Source organism: Pantoea sp. CFCC18177, from assembly GCF_059412425.1.
In genome coordinates this window covers 51,817-69,340 of sequence record NZ_JBNBPL010000011.1, presented here as the reverse complement: position 1 = coordinate 69,340, position 17,524 = coordinate 51,817, and the positions used below count along the sequence as shown (strand labels likewise).

General features: G+C 55.2%; 16 protein-coding genes and 1 other RNA gene. 11 read left to right on the top strand and 6 right to left on the bottom strand.

Features of this window, described 5'->3' with window-relative positions; genetic code table 11:
* Positions 1-29: 29 nt before the first annotated feature.
* The 4 genes from pgk (at position 30) to argO (ending at position 4,253) form a co-directional block, all read left to right on the top strand.
* Positions 30-1,193: a phosphoglycerate kinase gene (gene pgk, locus ACPUC8_RS13380; protein WP_039331886.1), complete on the top strand. Its 1,164-nt coding sequence runs from the start codon at positions 30-32 to the stop codon at positions 1,191-1,193.
* A gap of 101 nt (positions 1,194-1,294) precedes the next feature.
* Positions 1,295-2,374 (top strand): class II fructose-bisphosphate aldolase, encoded by a 1,080-nt coding sequence (fbaA, locus tag ACPUC8_RS13375; protein WP_034823221.1) that lies wholly within the window; start codon positions 1,295-1,297, stop codon positions 2,372-2,374.
* Positions 2,375-2,562: 188 nt separating this feature from the next.
* Positions 2,563-3,435, top strand: a complete 873-nt coding sequence (gene mscS, locus ACPUC8_RS13370; protein ID WP_494926486.1) for a small-conductance mechanosensitive channel MscS — start codon at positions 2,563-2,565, stop codon at positions 3,433-3,435.
* A gap of 194 nt (positions 3,436-3,629) precedes the next feature.
* Positions 3,630-4,253, top strand: a complete 624-nt coding sequence (gene argO, locus ACPUC8_RS13365) for an arginine exporter ArgO (RefSeq protein ID WP_058969147.1) — start codon at positions 3,630-3,632, stop codon at positions 4,251-4,253.
* Here the strand turns inward: argO and ACPUC8_RS13360 are convergent.
* Positions 4,232-6,508: an FAD-dependent oxidoreductase gene (locus ACPUC8_RS13360; protein WP_494926530.1), complete on the bottom strand. Its 2,277-nt coding sequence runs from the start codon at positions 6,506-6,508 to the stop codon at positions 4,232-4,234. The two genes, argO and ACPUC8_RS13360, sit on opposite strands and share 22 nt — an antisense overlap.
* 59 nt (positions 6,509-6,567) lie before the next feature.
* Between ACPUC8_RS13360 and ACPUC8_RS13355 the strand changes: the two genes are divergently transcribed.
* Positions 6,568-7,266, top strand: a complete 699-nt coding sequence (locus tag ACPUC8_RS13355; RefSeq protein ID WP_494926485.1) for an IclR family transcriptional regulator — start codon at positions 6,568-6,570, stop codon at positions 7,264-7,266.
* Here the strand turns inward: ACPUC8_RS13355 and ACPUC8_RS13350 are convergent.
* Complete coding sequence (locus ACPUC8_RS13350) at positions 7,253-8,551, bottom strand: MFS transporter (protein ID WP_494926484.1); 1,299 nt, start codon at positions 8,549-8,551, stop codon at positions 7,253-7,255. The two genes, ACPUC8_RS13355 and ACPUC8_RS13350, sit on opposite strands and share 14 nt — an antisense overlap.
* Before the next feature lie 218 nt (positions 8,552-8,769).
* Here ACPUC8_RS13350 and ACPUC8_RS13345 point away from each other — a divergent pair, with 218 nt between their 5' ends.
* A complete protein-coding gene (locus ACPUC8_RS13345) occupies positions 8,770-9,498 on the top strand; it encodes an oxidative stress defense protein (protein WP_039331875.1) in 729 nt (242 codons plus the stop codon).
* A gap of 79 nt (positions 9,499-9,577) precedes the next feature.
* Here ACPUC8_RS13345 and ACPUC8_RS13340 read toward each other — a convergent pair whose 3' ends face one another.
* Entirely contained in the window at positions 9,578-10,483 is a 906-nt protein-coding gene (locus tag ACPUC8_RS13340; RefSeq protein WP_039331873.1) for a LysR family transcriptional regulator ArgP, read from the bottom strand.
* Between the two features lie 180 nt (positions 10,484-10,663).
* Here ACPUC8_RS13340 and rpiA point away from each other — a divergent pair, with 180 nt between their 5' ends.
* Entirely contained in the window at positions 10,664-11,323 is a 660-nt protein-coding gene (gene rpiA / locus ACPUC8_RS13335; protein ID WP_039331870.1) for a ribose-5-phosphate isomerase RpiA, read from the top strand.
* Between the two features lie 279 nt (positions 11,324-11,602).
* Positions 11,603-12,841, top strand: a complete 1,239-nt coding sequence (serA, locus tag ACPUC8_RS13330; protein ID WP_039331868.1) for a phosphoglycerate dehydrogenase — start codon at positions 11,603-11,605, stop codon at positions 12,839-12,841.
* Positions 12,842-12,994: 153 nt separating this feature from the next.
* Here serA and ACPUC8_RS13325 read toward each other — a convergent pair whose 3' ends face one another.
* From ACPUC8_RS13325 to zapA, 3 genes are all read right to left on the bottom strand, one after another.
* Positions 12,995-13,594: a 5-formyltetrahydrofolate cyclo-ligase gene (locus tag ACPUC8_RS13325; RefSeq protein ID WP_494926483.1), complete on the bottom strand. Its 600-nt coding sequence runs from the start codon at positions 13,592-13,594 to the stop codon at positions 12,995-12,997.
* 71 nt (positions 13,595-13,665) lie between these two features.
* Positions 13,666-13,849: non-coding RNA, 6S RNA (gene ssrS, locus ACPUC8_RS13320), on the bottom strand.
* A 39-nt stretch (positions 13,850-13,888) separates the two neighbouring features.
* Entirely contained in the window at positions 13,889-14,218 is a 330-nt protein-coding gene (gene zapA, locus ACPUC8_RS13315; protein WP_039331864.1) for a cell division protein ZapA, read from the bottom strand.
* A 169-nt stretch (positions 14,219-14,387) separates the two neighbouring features.
* On the opposite strand from zapA, the gene ACPUC8_RS13310 reads away from it, so the two are divergent.
* From ACPUC8_RS13310 to ubiH, 3 genes are read left to right on the top strand one after another with little or no spacing between them, the layout of a single operon-like run.
* Positions 14,388-14,969 (top strand): YecA/YgfB family protein, encoded by a 582-nt coding sequence (locus ACPUC8_RS13310; RefSeq protein ID WP_039331862.1) that lies wholly within the window; start codon positions 14,388-14,390, stop codon positions 14,967-14,969.
* Positions 14,970-15,016: 47 nt separating this feature from the next.
* The gene (gene pepP, locus ACPUC8_RS13305; protein ID WP_494926482.1) at positions 15,017-16,339 is read left to right on the top strand and encodes a Xaa-Pro aminopeptidase; all 1,323 of its coding nucleotides are present in this window, start codon (positions 15,017-15,019) and stop codon (positions 16,337-16,339) included.
* A complete protein-coding gene (gene ubiH / locus ACPUC8_RS13300; RefSeq protein ID WP_494926481.1) occupies positions 16,336-17,514 on the top strand; it encodes a 2-octaprenyl-6-methoxyphenyl hydroxylase in 1,179 nt (392 codons plus the stop codon). The genes pepP and ubiH overlap by 4 nt, the downstream gene beginning before the upstream one ends.
* Positions 17,515-17,524: the final 10 nt, after the last annotated feature.

Sequence of the window (17,524 nt, the reverse complement as noted above, 5' to 3'; positions counted from 1 at the left end):
ACTTATGAGAATCAACGAGAGGGTTCACCATGTCTGTAATTAAGATGACCGATCTGGATCTTGCTGGTAAACGTGTTCTGATCCGTGCCGATCTCAACGTGCCAGTAAAAGAAGGGAAAGTGACGTCAGATGCACGTATTCGTGCTTCTCTGCCTACCATCGAAGCGGCGTTGAAACAGGGCGCGAAAGTGATGGTTACCTCTCACCTGGGTCGTCCGACCGAAGGTGAATACAATGAAGAGTTCTCCCTCCTGCCTGTTGTTAACTACCTGAAAGACAAACTGAGCGGCACGACTGTGACCCTGGCCAAAGACTACCTCGACGGCGTTGAAGTCGGCGCGGGTGAGTTGGTTGTGCTGGAAAACGTGCGCTTCAACAAAGGCGAGAAGAAAGACGAAGAGACCCTGTCGAAGAAATATGCCGCCTTGTGCGACGTCTTCGTCATGGATGCCTTCGGTACTGCGCACCGTGCGCAGGCTTCAACCCACGGTGTCGGCAAGTTCGCGCCTATCGCCTGTGCCGGTCCGCTGCTGTCAGCTGAGCTGGAAGCACTGGGCAAAGTCATGAGCAACCCACAGCGTCCACTGGTGGCGGTGGTGGGTGGTTCTAAAGTGTCTACCAAATTCGACGTGCTGCAGTCTCTGGTGAAAATCGCGGATACCGTGATCGTCGGTGGCGGTATCGCTAACACCTTCGTGGCTATCGACAATAACGTCGGTAAATCACTGTACGAGCCAGATTTCGTTGAAGCGGCAAAAGGCCTGCGCGATCAGTACGGTATTCCGGTTCCAACCGACTCTCGCGTCGGAACGGAATTCTCTGAAACTGCACCGGCAACCGTGAAAAAGGCTTCCGAAGTTGCAGATAACGAAGAGATTATGGACTTCGGTGACGAAACCGCACTGGCGATGGCAAAACTGCTGAAAGATGCAAAAACCATCCTGTGGAACGGTCCAGTTGGCGTGTTCGAATTCCCGAACTTCCGTAAAGGCACCGAAATCATCGCTAACGCGATTGCAGACAGCGAAGCGTTCTCTGTAGCGGGTGGCGGCGATACTCTGGCAGCGATTGATCTGTTCGGTATCGAAGACAAGATCTCCTACATCTCTACCGGCGGTGGCGCATTCCTCGAGTTCGTGGAAGGCAAAAAACTGCCAGCAGTAGCGATGCTGGAAGAGCGCGCTAAGCAGTAATTTTTGGGGGCGGCGCTTCGGCGCCGTCTGAAGGCTTGCCCATCCTGGGCAAAAAATCGACGTCCCTTATGGGATGAACGGTAACGAAACAGGACACAACCATGTCTAAAATTTTTGATTTCGTAAAACCCGGCGTTGTCACTGGTGATGACGTTCAGAAAGTTTTCCAAGTAGCGAAAGAAAACAAATTCGCTCTGCCTGCAGTTAACTGCGTCGGCACGGACTCCATCAACGCGGTACTGGAAGCTGCGGCCAAAGTTAAAGCGCCGGTCATCGTTCAGTTCTCCAATGGTGGTGCTGCCTTCATCGCCGGTAAAGGTTTCAAAACCGACAAGCCACAGGGCGCGGCAATCTTCGGCGCTATCGCCGGTGCGCACCATGTGCATCTGATGGCTGAACAGTACGGCGTACCAGTGATTCTGCACACCGACCACTGCGCCAAGAAACTGCTGCCGTGGATCGACGGTCTGCTGGATGCCGGTGAAGAGCACTTCAAGAAAACCGGTAAGCCACTGTTCTCTTCTCACATGATTGACCTGTCTGAAGAGTCACTGGAAGAGAACATCGAGATCTCTTCTAAGTACCTGGCGCGCATGGCGAAAATCGACATGACCCTGGAAATCGAACTGGGTTGCACCGGTGGCGAAGAAGACGGCGTGGACAACAGCCACATGGATGCTTCTGCCCTGTACACCCAGCCAGAAGACGTTGATTACGCGTACACTGAGCTGAGCAAAATCAGCCCACGTTTCACCATCGCGGCTTCTTTCGGTAACGTTCACGGCGTGTACAAGCCAGGTAACGTGAAACTGACTCCAACCATCCTGCGTGATTCTCAGGAATACGTGACCAAGAAACACAACCTGCCGCACAACGCGCTGGACTTCGTGTTCCACGGTGGTTCTGGTTCTTCTGCGGCAGAAATCGAAGAGTCTATTGGTTACGGCGTCATCAAGATGAACATCGATACCGATACCCAGTGGGCAACATGGGACGGTATTCTGCAGTACTACAAAAAGAACGAAGACTATCTGCAAGGTCAGTTGGGTAACCCAAATGGCGTGGATAGCCCGAACAAGAAATACTACGACCCACGCGTATGGCTGCGTTCTGCACAGGCTTCAATGGTTGTGCGTCTGGAGCAGGCTTTCAAAGAGCTTAACGCTGTCGACGTACTGTAATTTTTCCTTACAGTACAAAAAAGGCCCGAAAGGGCCTTTTTTTATGCGTTTAATTCAGAATAGTGAGTAAATTCAGGCCATCTTTGGCGCTTCGTCACATTTTTGTTTACCCTTGTACACGGGAGTGCCGGATTAATTCTGGCCGTTTTTGCATTTTCCTGCGGGAAACTCAACAACAGGGCTAACAAATGGAAGACTTAAATGTCGTTGACGGCATCAACAGTGCCGGCGGCTGGCTGGTACGTAATCAGGCGCTGATTCTGAGCTACGCGGTGAATATCGTTGCCGCGATCATCACCATCATCATCGGTATGTTCATCGCGCGCCTTATCTCTAACGCGGTGAATCGTGTACTGCAGGCGCGGCATATTGATGCCACCGTCGCTGACTTTCTCTCTGCACTGGTGCGTTACGGCATCATCGCCTTTACCTTAATTGCCGCCTTGGGGCGCGTCGGGGTGCAAACTGCATCGGTTATTGCCGTGTTGGGTGCCGCCGGTTTGGCCGTGGGTCTGGCACTGCAAGGTTCGCTGTCGAATCTTGCGGCAGGCGTGCTGCTGGTGACCTTCCGTCCGTTCAAAACCGGTGAGTTTGTCGATCTCGGCGGCGTGATGGGTACAGTCCAGAACGTGCAGATCTTCTCCACCACCATGAAAAGTGCTGACGGCAAAATCGTTGTGGTGCCAAACGGTAAAATCATTGCCGGTAATATCATCAACTATTCACGCGAACCGATTCGTCGTAATGAGTTCATCATCGGCGTGGCCTACGATGCGGACGTCGATCAGGTGATTGCGCTGTTCAGGGAAGTAGTAGAAGCGGATGAGCGTGTGTTGCAAGATATGGGGATCCAGATCGGTCTGAACGAACTGGCTGCCTCTTCACTGAACTTTGTCGTGCGTTGCTGGAGCAAAAGCAGTGACCTGCAGAACGTTTACTGGGATCTGATGAAGAACTTCAAGCGCACGCTGGATGCCAACGGCATCGGTATTCCTTACCCGCAGATGGATGTTCATCTGCATCAGGTGAAAAGCGAACAGCAGGCGGCACGCACCGAATAATGCCTCGGGGCTTATCGCTGTAGGGATTGCGCATGAATGCGCACCCTGCAAAAAACAGCGTTCGTGCCATGTAAGGTCGCCATTTATGGCGACCTTATTACTTTCTCTAATGCCCAATTAAATCTTTCAATTTCCTCTAATATCCTCGCGTCACTATACTGCATCGCATTATCTCGTTACTCAGGACTATCGCTGTGTTATCTGTTTACTTACAAGGGCTTGCCCTCGGGGCGGCACTCATTCTGCCATTGGGTCCGCAAAACGCGTTCGTGATGAATCAGGGCATTAAACGCCATTACCACTTAATGACGGCAGGATTGTGTACCCTCAGCGATATTGCGCTGATCTGCGGCGGCATCTTCGGCGGCAGCGCGTTACTGAGTCAGTCGCCGATTCTTCTGATGCTGATCACCTGGGCAGGCGTGGCCTTCCTGCTGTGGTACGGCTGGGGCGCTCTACGCAGTGCCTGGCTGGGCGATGTCACCCTGGGAACTGAGGCGGCGATGAAGCAGGGGCGCTGGCGGATTATTGCTACCATGCTGGCGGTGACCTGGCTCAACCCACATGTCTATCTCGATACCTTTGTGGTGCTGGGTAGCCTCGGTAGTCAGTTGCCTTCAACCGAAGCACGGCAGTGGTTTGCTTTGGGCACGGTCAGCGCCTCGATTATCTGGTTCTTTGGTCTGGCATTGCTGGCCGCATGGCTGTCGCCACGGCTGCGCACGGTGCGCGCACAGCGCATCATCAACCTGCTGGTGGGCGGCGTGATGTGGTTTATCGCTATCCAACTGGCGCGTCAGGGCATCGCGGCTTTCTGATGCAGATGCAGGCCGTACAGTGCGGGCACCGCGCCCGCACTGGCAATCAGTTCTAAGCGTATTTGCCGAAAACTCACGCCTGGCGGCACCGGGTGATGGCAAAGCGAGTGATGGTTATCCGTTACTTCATCTAACAACATCTCATCCAGCCAGAGCCGATAATGCGTGGTACAGTGCGGCGTTACCGCCTGCGCATGGCCCATCTGCACCGTCTCCATCGCATGATCGAAATCGTTATCGAACATTAGCGTGATTTGCTGCGCTTGCTGCAGCTCATCCCAACGCCAGGTGACGTTCGGCTGCACATCATCCAGTGCCGGAACCCAGCAGTTGGTGTGCCGCTCAGGGCGCAGTTTGCCGTTGAGCAGATAGTCGCGATGCCAGAGTTTCAGCGGCGTTTCCAGCGCGAAGGCCAACAGGATCTGATGCGGTGCTCGGCGCGGCAGCCAAAAATCAAACTCATCCACGCCGTAATCGCCATCGTTAATCTGGCGGGTGCGTTTGGCTACGCGCGGGTTGAGGCTGTTAAACACCATCATCACCCCCGGCAGGCGTTGACGCGTCAGCGCCACTTCAATCGCAGGATTCTCCTCAAAGGCGATAAACAGGTAGCGATCGACATCAGCCCGATAATCAAAACTCAGGCGATAGTTGCCCTGTTCATTCACGGTAATGGTCTGGCTGGCGAGCAGACGATCGCCGCAGGTATTCGCCGGGTTGTCACTGGTGAGCAGCGAAATCTGCAATTTCTGCGCCTGTGCCGCACGCAAAGAGAGCGACAGGGCAGGGAGACGTTCACCTGCTTTTAACGGCAGCAGCAGGGCGCAGCGAGACTGTAAGGCGTGCCAGCCGGCATCGGCGGGCAGGGCGCTCAGTTGCAGCGTGCTGCTGACGTCAATGCGCGCGTCTTTAACCGGATTCTCTAACACCTGTCGCGGGATAAATGCGCCCTGGCGCAGCAATTGCTGTTGCAGCTGCGGCACACGTTCCGGCTGCGCAAGTTGTGCCGGCGTGAGCTGTTGCTGGTGGCAGATGGCGGCGGCACGTCCCACCACTTCGCCCAGTACGCCGCAGGTGCACATCACCCGTGCGCTGCCAAAGGCGACATGGGTGGCAGAGATCAAACGGCCGGTCAGCAGCAGGTTATCCAGCGACTGACTGTAAAGCGCGCGGAACGGAATGGTGTAGGTGCCTTTGCTATGAAACTGGCGGCAGCCATCGTGCTCGCTGTAGACGCCATCGGCCGGATGCAGGTCAATCGACCAGCCACCGTACGCCACCGCATCATAGTGATCGCGCTGTTCGATGATGTCCTGCTGGCACAGCAAAGTATCACCGAGGAAGCGGCGGCTCTCGCGCTTGCCGGGGATCAGGCCCACCCATTCAATGGTCAGCGTGTCTGCATCCGGGAACTCACCGGAGTTTTTGATGTAATCCCACACCCCCCAAACGATTTTCCACAGCTCCCATTTAATGGTTTCACTTTCGTGCACCGTATCCAGCCGTCCACCCCATTCCAGCCACCACAGGTCGCAGCCGTTGAGGTCAGACGTCAAACGTTTGTAGCGGGGGATAGCCGTGATCTCTTTCAGGGCGAAAGAGGGCGGCACAAAGCGCACCGGCTGCGTGGTGCGTTTGGTATAGAAGTAAATCGAGTGACCGAGTTTGTGACCGAAATGCTCACCTGGCGCCATCTTCTCGCCAAACTCCTCCACGGTTTCAGCACCTATGCGGTGCGCCGCACCGGCCAGATAACCCAGCACCCCATCGCCGCTGGCATCGATAAACTGACTCGCCCGCACGTAATAGCGTGTCTGGTTGATGGCGTTGAAAGCCTGCACCGCGTTGAGTCGTCGGCCGGATTTCTCCACATCGCTCACCACGGTGTTCAGCAGCAGCGTTAAGTCGGGCTGAGCCTGCACGATATCCAGCAACACCATATCGAACAGCACCGGATTGCCCTCCTTGTTGCGCCACAGGTTCTCTTCCATGATTTCGCCCATGATGCCGCCTTCACGCGCCCAGCGATTGTTGTTGCCCATATGCGAGGTGGCACCGTTGGCCCACAACCGCACTTCGCTGGAGGCATTCCCGCCCAGCACGGGACGATCCTGAATCAGTACCACCTGAAGCCCGTCACGTGCCGCCGCCAGTGCTGCGCACACGCCCGCCAGACCGCCGCCCGCCACCAGTAAATCGGCCTGAAGCTGCTGTTGTGGGAAGTGGCGCGCATTTTGCGAGGAGAAATTCTGCATCATTTGCTTCCTGTCATGCTGGAGCTAAGATTGGTGTTTTGAGCGCCACAGGGTGAACTATGTCTTCTCAACCCAACCAAAGCCTGATTGATGGGATTCGCTGCCTGCAGTATCTGGTTTCCAGCGATAAAGCCGTGGGCTGCCGTGAACTGGCGCGACAAATGGGCATGAACAGCACACGCGTAAACCGTTTGCTGATGACCATGGCGTCGATTGGCCTGACGATTCAGGATGAGCATCGGCGCTACTTGCCCGGTCCGGGTATTCATGCGCTGGCGGCGCAGGCTATCCGGGGTTCTTCGCTGTTTGCCCAGGCACTGCCGCAGCTGGAAGTGCATGCCCCGCGCGATATCGTAGTGGCGCTGGGCGTGCTGTGGGAGGATCAGGTGATCTACATCTGGCACTCCGAGCCGGGAGAGCGCACCAATGCCAGCCAGGCACTGGCTGGGTTCCGTATGCTGCCCGCCTGGCAGTCGGTGATTGGTGTGTCGCTGCTGGCCGCCGAGAGTGATGAGGCACTGCGCCCGCGTTTTAGCGACGAACAGTGGGCGCAGATTGCGCCACTGCTGGCGCGCAAACGTGAAGAGAGTTATTTGATCTGGCATCGCGATGACGGGGAAGTGAGTATGGCGCAACCGATCAACAACAACCGTGCCGCCATCGCCTTTGCCAAAATCTGGCAGGCCGATGACGCTCACCTGCAGCAGCGCTTGAAGCAGTTGCAGGCGCTGGCGAAAGTCTTGCTCAGCGCGCGCTGACATGCTCAATTTTCCCAACGATAAACAGATAACTGCAGATGCCAATCGCTGCCAGCACAGCAATAAAGCCGAGTGCTGGGGCGAAGTTGTCGCCATCGATTAACGCACCAATCGCGATGGGCACCACAATCGCGGAGAGCGCGCCGGTAAAGTTGAATACGCCACCGGCGAGGCCAATCAAATGACGTGGCGCCAGCGCGGTGACAAACACCCAGGTAATGGTCGCCAGCCCGTTGCCAAAGAATGCCAGCGACATAAACAGGATGGTCAGCGTGGCGTCGTCAGTGTAATTCGCGCCGAGGATAAACAGCGTCAGGAACAGGCCGAGGATCACCGGCAGTTTGCGCGCCACGCTGGCTGACACGCCGCGTCGGATCATGCGGTCGGAGGCAAATCCCGCCAGCAACACGCCACAGAATGCCGCGAAGTAGGGCACCGAGGCGACATAGCCGCTTTTGATAAAGCCCATATGGCGATATTCCACCAGGTAAGTGGGGAACCAGGTCAGGAAGAACCAAAAGGTGGCGGAGATGGTGAACTGGCCGATGTAGATCCCCACCAGTTTGCGGCTGCGGAACATCTGCGCCAGGTCGCGCCAGCGGGCCTTGGGCTGTTGATGGTTTTTCAGCAGGGCACCGTTGCTGGTTAGATATTTCAGTTCGGCCTCAGACACGCCTTTGTGTTCATGCGGTTCGCGATACAGCAGATACCACACCAGTGCCCAGATCATCCCGGCGATGCCGGTGATCAAAAACAGGCCACGCCAGCCCCATGCATCCTGCACATGAAACAGCAGCGGGGTCATACAGGCGAGGCCGACAAACTGAGCCGACGAATAAATACCGATGGCGCTGGCACGTTCCTGCTCGGGGAACCAGCTGGAGATCACGCGGTTGTTGGCGGGCATGACCGGGGCTTCAAAGGCACCGACACCCAGCCGCAGGCCAAACAGCGCACCAAAACTGCTGGCCAACGCGTGTAAAGCGGTGATCAACGACCAGGCAAACAGCCCCACGCCATACACCAGACGGGCACCGAGTCGGTCGATCAGAAAGCCGCCGGGAATTTGCAGCGCGGCGTAGATCCAGCCAAATGCGGAGAAGATCAATCCCATCTCCATCGGCGTGAAACGCAGTTCGCCAGCCATTTGCGTGGCTGCCACCGAAAGATTGGTGCGATCCATGTAGTTGATGATGATGTTGATAAACACCAGGCCGAGCATCAGGAAACGTGTGCGCCCTGCGCGGACGCCCACAGCGGTTTGGCTAAGTGGCTGTTCTGTCATTTACAACTCCCCCAGAGGCTAGAATTGTTTCTTTAATAGAAACATCAAGGCATGTTTTGATCGAATCTGTCAGCATCGTTTTGCGATCGCGGATACGTTAAAACATCCCTTAATCCGAACTTTTTGGTGATTTCAAACTCAGACCATCACGCATAGTAATGTGTTTTAGGTTTAGCCATAGTGGCGACCTGCAAATTGAACCCTCAAGGAGGACTTTCGTGAAACTGAAAGCACTGGCGCTGGCCGCCTTAATGAGCACGGGCGCTCTGTCCGCCATGGTACAGGCGGGTGAAGTCCCGAATGGCCCACATGTTGTGACTTCAGGACAGGCCAGCGTAGACGCCCGTCCAGATATCGCGACGCTCTCAATCGTGGTGAATGTTTCGTCGAAAGACGCGGCCGATGCGAAAAAGCAAGCGGATGACCGCGTGGCGCAATATTTCGATTTCCTGCAAAAGAACGGTATCGAGAAGAAAGATATTGATGCGGCAAACCTGAGCACGCAACCGGAGTATGACTACACCAAAGAGGGTAAGTCGGTACTGAAAGGCTATCGCGCGGTACGTCAGGTGCAGGTGACACTGCGTCAGTTGGATAAACTGAATGAGTTGCTGGATGGTGCGTTGAAGTCCGGCCTGAACGAAATCCGTTCCGTCGAGTTGGGCGTGGCGAATGCGGATAACTACAAAGAGCAGGCACGTAAAGCAGCAATTGCCAATGCAACGCAGCAAGCCAATGCTTTAGCCGAAGGCTTTAACGCCAAGTTAGGTTCGGTGTACAGTATCCGCTACCACGTGGCCAACTATCAGCCGATGCCAATGGCGCGCATGTATAAAGCCGCTGCGGCACCAGCGGATACCACCGCGCAGCAAACCTACGAACAGCAGAGCATTCACTTCGATGACCAGGTTGATGTGGTGTTCGAGATCAAGCCGAATACGCCTTGATGTGACCCGGTGCGCATCAATGCGCACCCTACGAAACCACGCACGATCGGTGTAAGGTCGCCATTTATGGCGACCTTTTTTACGCCGTCACATCATCCTGACGCAACACGCGATGACCATGCGCGATCAATGCGTCGGTCACGCTGCGCATCAATCGGCTCTCCGGCGCGAAGCGGTGCCAGTAAAGCATACGGCGCTGATACAGACCTGGCGTCAAATCCACCAAATCCCCTTGTGCCAGTTCGCGTTCAATCTGCAGGTGCGGAATCATACAGCACACCGAACCCTGACGCGCCAACTGCACAAAGGCTTCTGACGAGTTAACAATGTGGCACGGCACGCTGCCGGGCGACAGGTCAAAGTTCTGCTGTAAAAACGCCTGATGCATATCATCAAGGTGGTCAAACGCCACCGCTGGGGCTTTCAGCAAAGCAGAACGCGTCACACCATTGGGGAAGTAACGTGCGGCGAAGTCGGGCGAAGCACAGAACAGATAATCCAGCGCACCTAACTGATCCACCAGGCAGCTTGGCAGCGGCTGTGGCTGGATACTCACTGCACCCACCACTTCACCGCGACGCAGACGTTCCTGAGTGCGGGTTTCGTCTTCTACCTGCAAGTTCAGGCGCACCGGCGAATCCGCCAGCACATCTTTCAGCGCGGGCAGCAGCCAGGTGGCCAGACTGTCGGCGTTGACCGCCAGTGACAGCAACAATGGCGTACCGCCGCTGTTATCATCACCTAGCCACTCCTCTTCCAGCAGCTCAACCTGATGCAATAACGCCAGCAGTTTCTGCCCTTGTTCTGTCGGACGCGGCGGCACGGTGCGCACCAGCAGCGGCTGACCAAATAAATTCTCTAACTGTTTAATGCGCTGAGACACCGCGGACTGCGTGATGCAGAGTTTTTGGGCGGCGCGCTCAAAGCCGCGCTCGCGAATCACAGCATCCAGCGCCTGAAGCGTTCGATAATCCGGGCGTTTCATTTTTTTCTCTCTCGTTCAGGATGGAAAGTACTATGCCACAAAACGGTAATATTGTGCTGCGGTGGTTTTTTGCGGGCTGGCTTCCAAAGGATTAAATCGATGCATCAACAGCCGCGCAATTTTACGACGCCTTGTTTTATACTACGCGCACTTCGATGTCGCACAGGTTTTAAACATATCATGACCCAGGATGAACTGAAAAAAGCAGTAGGTTGGGCAGCGTTGCAGTACGTTGAGCCAGGCACAATTGTGGGCGTTGGCACCGGTTCTACTGCGGCGCATTTCATTGATGCGCTCGGCACCATGAAGGATCAAATTGAAGGCGCGGTTTCCAGCTCGGAAGCCTCGACCGAAAAACTCAAAGCATTGGGCATCCATATCTTTGACCTCAATGAGGTGGATGAGCTGTCGGTTTATGTCGATGGTGCGGATGAAATCAATCCACAAATGCAGATGATCAAAGGCGGCGGTGCCGCGCTGACCCGCGAGAAAATCGTGGCGGCGGTGGCGAAGAAATTCGTCTGCATCGCAGATGCCTCCAAAGAAGTCGATGTGCTGGGTCATTTCCCGTTACCGGTGGAAGTGATCCCGATGGCGCGTTCGTTTGTGGCACGTGAACTGGTGAAGCTGGGTGGCTTGCCAGAGTATCGCCAAAACGTGGTCACTGATAACGGCAACATTATTCTCGACGTGCATAATCTGCGTATTCTTGACCCGATTGCATTGGAAAAAACCATCAATGCGCTGCCTGGCGTAGTGACGGTTGGCCTGTTTGCCGCGCGTGGGGCCGATGTTGCACTGATCGGCACCGCAGATGGCGTGAAAACCATCACTAATTGATCTGTCCGGCGCGCAGCTCGCGCCGGTTATTTCCATTCGCAAAACATCTTTTCTCGCCAGGGTGAAATTTGGTGACTTATGTCACAAAAGATTCATCAATCGCGGGTTCGTACTTCGCGGAACACGCATGTCACGATTTTGTACGGCATTGTGCTGCCTGAGCGTGGGCGCATGCTGGTGGTGAGGCAATCGTTTGTATTGCTGCGCACGAAATTTTTGATATTTTGGCAGAAGGCTAGCTTATGGTAGTCCTCATTGAATTCAGAATAGGGTCGGGAAATGGCAAAGGTATCACTGGAAAAAGACAAGATTAAGTTCCTGCTGGTGGAAGGCGTTCACCAGAGTGCACTGGATAATCTGCGCGCTGCAGGTTACACCAACATCGAATTCCATAAAGGGGCACTGGATGCGGAGTCGCTGAAGTCCTCGATTCGCGATGCGCACTTCATTGGTATCCGTTCCCGTACCCAACTGACCGAAGAGATTTTTGCGGCAGCTGAAAAGCTGGTGGCTGTAGGTTGCTTCTGTATCGGAACCAACCAGGTTGACCTGGGTGCAGCAGCGAAACGCGGTGTGCCGGTATTCAACGCGCCATTCTCTAACACCCGTTCAGTGGCTGAGTTGGTGATTGGTGAAATGTTGCTGATGCTGCGCGGCATTCCTGAAGCCAACGCCAAAGCGCACCGTGGTATCTGGAATAAAGTGGCCAACGGCTCCTATGAAGCGCGTGGTAAGAAGCTGGGTATCATTGGCTACGGTCATATCGGTATGCAGTTGGGCGTGCTGGCAGAAAGCCTGGGCATGCACGTCTTCTTCTACGATATCGAGACTAAACTGCCACTGGGTAACGCGACTCAGGTGCGTCATCTGTCTGACCTGCTGAATATGAGCGATGTGGTCAGCCTGCATGTGCCAGAAAACCACACCACGCAAAATATGATCGGTGCTGATGAACTGGCGCTGATGAAGCCGGGTTCACTGCTGATCAACGCCGCACGCGGCACCGTGATTGATATCCCGGCGCTGTGCAATGCGCTGGCGAACAAACATCTGGCAGGCGCGGCGATCGACGTGTTCCCGGTTGAACCAGCGACCAACAGCGATCCGTTCAACTCGCCGCTGTGTGAGTTCGACAACGTGATCCTGACGCCACACATTGGTGGTTCTACTCAGGAAGCGCAGGAAAATATCGGTCTGGAAGTCTCTGGCAAGCTGGCGAAGTACTCTGACAACGGTTCTACGCTGTCTGCGGTTAACTTCCCAGAGGTATCACTGCCGATGCATGCTGCCAGCGCCAGCCGCTTACTGCACATCCACGAAAACCGTCCAGGTGTGTTGACTGCGATTAACCAGATCTTTGCTGAGCAGGGCATCAACATTGCCGCCCAGTATCTGCAAACATCCCCGCTGATGGGCTATGTGGTTATCGACATTGATGCGGAAGAAGATGTGGCGGATAAAGCGCTGCAACTGATGAAAGCCATTCCGGGCACCATTCGCGCTCGTCTGCTGTACTGATTTGCTGCTATCGGGCGCGTCTTGGCGCGCCCCTTCTAAACCCTACGCGTTCTCTCTCCACCCATACCTCTTGCAAAATGTTGTAGCGGCGCGATTTATTGCGCATGCCTGATGCCGTGAGATTGCTGAAAGGCGTGCAATGAATTGCCCCTGCTACGCGTTATCCCACTGCCACAATTTTGACGGCGTCAAAATGGCGGGTAACGGCACATCCCACGCAGCGACCGGCAATGCCTCCACGCGCTGGCAATCGTGGGCAATTCCCATCGGTAAAAAGCCATGCTGCTGCCAGTTTTGCAGCGTGCGATCGTAAAATCCGCCCCCCATCCCCAATCGCTGTCCCTGATGGTCAAATGCCACTAACGGCACCAGCATCACATCTAACTGGTCGAGCGTGGCCATCTGGGTGATATCCAGCGGTGGCTCGGGAATGCGTAATTTGTTGGGATTGAGCGGCGTATCAGGGGTGTAGCGCAGAAACAACAGATTGCCCGGCGCAAAGGGGTGCAGCACTGGCAGGTAAACCTGTTTTTTTTGCTGCCAGAGTTTGGCAATCAGTGGGCGAGTGTTGATTTCACCATCCACAGATAAGAACAGTGCGATGCGCTGTGCATTAGCAACCGGCGCGAAATTGATGGCGTGCTCAGCCAGCATATCGGCGGCTTGTTCCTGTTGCTCAGACGTGAGATTACGGCGCAGATGGCGCACATGCTGACGAATGTCCTGACGGTCGAGAAGGGAGGGTGCTGACATGATAACCCCGGCAGAGTCGGCTGTTGCCAGCCACTATATCATACCGGGAATTAACAGGTTGGAACTAAGAGAGGATCTCCGAGATGCCGCCGCAGGCTGTAACCCTTGAACCCATGGTTCAAGGTGAACATGCCGTCACAATTATTAGGCTTCTCGGACGGACCGAGCATGCGCACAAATTGTGGATCGTCACATTCTGTTGGTATTAAATATCGGCTCAGGGGACGGGCCCGCTTGCAAACATCTCAGAGAAAATTGACTTCACCGTCACTCTACCACGAGTACCATGAAGTGTTATTCGAATTTAGGGCCCTGGCGATCAGTTATGCGACCTTGCTCAACTAATGCTTGTTCAATCGTCTGCTGCAGCATGCGGATACGTTGTTCCATGTTTGCTGCATAGTCGCGCGTTTTGCCTTTTTCCTGTGCCAATTCATGGCAGATGTTTAAGGCGGCGATGAACACCAGCTGCTCTGTATTGGTGACTCTAGTGCGAACTTTTAAATCTTGCAACCGTTGATTGAGATCCTCTGCTGCCAGATTCAGCGCTTCTTGCTGTTCAGGCGGACAATTCACTCTCAATGAACGACCAAAAATCTGAATATCTACCGGTTGTGCAGACATGCCACCATCCTAACTGATTACTTCGTTCGCTCTCCCTTACCGTTCAATGGGTTGGGAGGTGCGCAACTATATATACCCGAGTTATAAGTTACAACCCCTTTTCTGGAAACTCAGAGGCACCTGGTGGTAGCATAACACGAACTTATTCTGCCAACGACGACCAAAGCTTATGTCATTACAGAACGCAACTCCTGGTTACAACGCGCTTGCCGCGGCACTCTCACAGCAAGGTGTCGGTATGACACCTGCCGAAATGCACGGATTACTCTCTGGCATTTTGTGCGGTGGCAATCAGGACACCAGCTGGAAAACCCTGGTCCATGACCTCACCAACGAAGGCATGGCGTTTTCGCAAAGCCTGTCTCAGCCTCTGCAGGCGCTGCATGAGAGCCTGGCAAGTACGCTGGAAGACGAAGGATTTATGTTCCAGTTGATGCTGCCAGAGGATGACGACATCACTGTGTTTGACCGTGCCGATGCACTTGCGGGCTGGGTGAATCACTTCCTGCTGGGATTAGGGGTGACGCAGCCTAAGCTGGAAAAAGTGACCGGCGAGACCGGTGAAGCCATTGACGATTTGCGCACTATCGCGCAACTCGGTTATGACGAAGACGAAGATCAGGAAGAGCTGGAGCAGTCACTGGAAGAGGTGATTGAGTATGTGCGCGTGGCAGCGTTGTTGTGCCATGACACCTTCGCGCGCGCGCAAACGCCAACCGCACCTGAAGTTAAAAAGCCTACGTTACACTAAGCGCGTCATTGCGGGCGGTGGTGCCCGTTTCAACAGGGAGTGCAAACATGATTACACTGGAAACTTTCCAGCAACGTCGTCAGGCGCTGATTGCCCGTATGGCGCCTGGCAGTGCCGCTTTGATTTTTGCTGCACCTGAAGTGACGCGCAGCAACGATACCGAATATAACTTCCGCCAAAACAGCGACTTCTGGTATTTCACGGGCTTCAATGAGCCGCAGGCGCTTTTGGTGTTGATCAAAAGTGACGACAAGCATAATCACAGCGTGCTGTTTAACCGTGTGCGTGACCTGACGGCAGAGATCTGGTTTGGTCGCCGTCTTGGACAAGACGCCGCCCCCGCCAGGCTGGGTGTGGATCGCGCCTTGCCATGGGATGACATCGGTGAACAGCTGCATCAGTTGCTGAATGGTCTGGATGTGGTCTATCACGCCCAGGGTGAATATGCAGAATCTGATCAGCTGGTGTTCAGCGCGCTGGAAAAACTGCGCCGTGGATTCCGTCAAAATCTGAGCGCACCGGCCACGGTCACCGACTGGCGTCCGTGGGTGCACGACATGCGCCTGTTTAAAAGCGAAGAAGAGATCGAGATTCTGCGCCGCGCTGGCAAGATCAGCGCGTTGGCACATACCCGCGCGATGCAAACCTGCCGCCCCGGTATGTTCGAATATCAGCTGGAAGGCGAAATTCATCATGAATTCAATCGCCACGGGGCGCGCTTCCCGTCTTACAACACTATCGTCGGCTCGGGTGAAAACGGCTGCATTCTGCATTACACCGAAAACGAAAGTGAAATGCGTGATGGTGACCTGGTGCTGATTGATGCCGGCTGTGAGTTTCACGGTTATGCCGGTGATATCACCCGTACCTTCCCGGTGAACGGCAAATTCACCCAGCCACAGCGCGAGATTTATGACATCGTGCTCGCCTCTCTCTACAAAGCACTGTCAATGTTCCGTCCAGGCATCAGCATCCACGACGTTAATGACGAAGTGGTGCATATCATGATCACCGGCCTGGTTGATCTCGGCATTCTTGAAGGCAACATCGATACCTTGTTTGAAGAGCAGGCACATCGTCCCTTCTTCATGCACGGTTTGAGCCACTGGTTGGGGCTGGATGTACATGATGTTGGCCATTACGGCACGCCGAGTCGTGACCGTATTCTGGAGCCGGGCATGGTGCTGACGATTGAACCGGGTCTGTACATTGCGCCCGATGCTAAGGTGCCTGCGCAATATCGCGGCATTGGTATTCGTATCGAAGATGACATCGTGATTACAGCGGACGGCAATGAAAACCTCACCGACAGCGTCGTCAAAGACGCCGATGCGATTGAAGCATTGATGGCGGCGGCACGTCACGCATGAGCATTGTAATTGCAGGTGGCGGCATGACCGGCGCCACCCTCGCATTGGCGATTTCGCACCTTACGCAAGGTCAGCTGCCCGTCACCCTGATCGAACGCAGCCTGCCGGATAGCCGTGCACATCCCGGCTTTGATGGACGCGCGATTGCGCTGGCAGCGGGCACCTGCCAGCAGTTGGCGGATATTGATCTGTGGCGTTCACTCGCCGATTGCGCTACGCCCATCACCGATATTCACGTTTCCGATCGCGGTCACACCGGCTTCGTCCAGTTGCAGGCGGATGACTATCAGCTCCCGGCACTCGGCCATGTAGTGGAGTTATACGATGTGGGACAGCGCCTGTTTCAGCGTCTGAAAAGTGCGCCGGGCGTGACGGTGCGTTGCCCTGATTATGTCACCGCAGTCTCGCGCAGTGCAGAGTCGGTGCAGGTGACGCTCAACAGCGGCGAACAGCTGGAAGCTGCGTTACTCGTGGCGGCGGATGGTTCTCGTTCGCCGTTGGCCGCCTCTTGCGGCATCACCTGGCAGCGCGACGATTACCAGCAGCTGGCGGTGATTGCCAATGTCACCACGCAATTGCCGCATCAGGGGCGCGCGTTTGAGCGCTTTACTCAGCACGGCCCACTGGCGTTGCTGCCGATGTCTGGCAATCGTATGTCGTTAGTGTGGTGCCATCCGGTTGAGGCTGAAGCAGATATTAAACAGTGGGATGATGCGACCTTCCTGCGCACGCTCCAGCAGGCATTTGGCTGGCGGCTGGGGCGCTTTACCCACACCGGGCAGCGCGAAGTCTATCCGTTGGCACTACAAACCGCCGAACGTCAGGTGGCACATCGTCTGGCGCTGGTGGGCAATGCGGCGCAGACGCTGCATCCTATCGCAGGCCAAGGCTTTAATCTGGGGCTGCGTGATGTGATGTCCCTAGCGGAAACGCTGGCGAGTGCGCATCGTCGTCAGCAGGACGTTGGGTGTTATGGTGTGCTGCACCATTTTGCCGCGCGTCGTCAACCGGATCGGGCCGCGACCATTGGTGTCACCGATGGCCTGGTGCGGCTGTTTGCCAACCGTTATGCGCCCTTAGTGGCGGGAAGAAATCTTGGGCTGGTGGCAATGGACCATCTGCCATGGCTGCGAAACCCACTTGCCGCGCGGACGCTCGGCTGGGTCAAGCGTTAAGCATGAATTA

Excerpts from the sequence above, each read along its gene's own strand:
- pgk (WP_039331886.1), top strand. The coding sequence starts at position 30 with ATGTCTGTAATTAAGATGACCGATCTGGATCTTGCTGGTAAACGTGTT.
- fbaA (WP_034823221.1), top strand. The coding sequence starts at position 1,295 with ATGTCTAAAATTTTTGATTTCGTAAAACCCGGCGTTGTCACTGGTGAT.
- mscS (WP_494926486.1), top strand. The coding sequence starts at position 2,563 with ATGGAAGACTTAAATGTCGTTGACGGCATCAACAGTGCCGGCGGCTGG.
- ACPUC8_RS13360 (WP_494926530.1), bottom strand. The coding sequence starts at position 6,508 with ATGCAGAATTTCTCCTCGCAAAATGCGCGCCACTTCCCACAACAGCAG.
- ACPUC8_RS13355 (WP_494926485.1), top strand. The coding sequence starts at position 6,568 with ATGTCTTCTCAACCCAACCAAAGCCTGATTGATGGGATTCGCTGCCTG.
- ACPUC8_RS13350 (WP_494926484.1), bottom strand. The coding sequence starts at position 8,551 with ATGACAGAACAGCCACTTAGCCAAACCGCTGTGGGCGTCCGCGCAGGG.
- ACPUC8_RS13340 (WP_039331873.1), bottom strand. The coding sequence starts at position 10,483 with ATGAAACGCCCGGATTATCGAACGCTTCAGGCGCTGGATGCTGTGATT.
- rpiA (WP_039331870.1), top strand. The coding sequence starts at position 10,664 with ATGACCCAGGATGAACTGAAAAAAGCAGTAGGTTGGGCAGCGTTGCAG.
- serA (WP_039331868.1), top strand. The coding sequence starts at position 11,603 with ATGGCAAAGGTATCACTGGAAAAAGACAAGATTAAGTTCCTGCTGGTG.
- ACPUC8_RS13325 (WP_494926483.1), bottom strand. The coding sequence starts at position 13,594 with ATGTCAGCACCCTCCCTTCTCGACCGTCAGGACATTCGTCAGCATGTG.
- zapA (WP_039331864.1), bottom strand. The coding sequence starts at position 14,218 with ATGTCTGCACAACCGGTAGATATTCAGATTTTTGGTCGTTCATTGAGA.
- ACPUC8_RS13310 (WP_039331862.1), top strand. The coding sequence starts at position 14,388 with ATGTCATTACAGAACGCAACTCCTGGTTACAACGCGCTTGCCGCGGCA.
- pepP (WP_494926482.1), top strand. The coding sequence starts at position 15,017 with ATGATTACACTGGAAACTTTCCAGCAACGTCGTCAGGCGCTGATTGCC.
- ubiH (WP_494926481.1), top strand. The coding sequence starts at position 16,336 with ATGAGCATTGTAATTGCAGGTGGCGGCATGACCGGCGCCACCCTCGCA.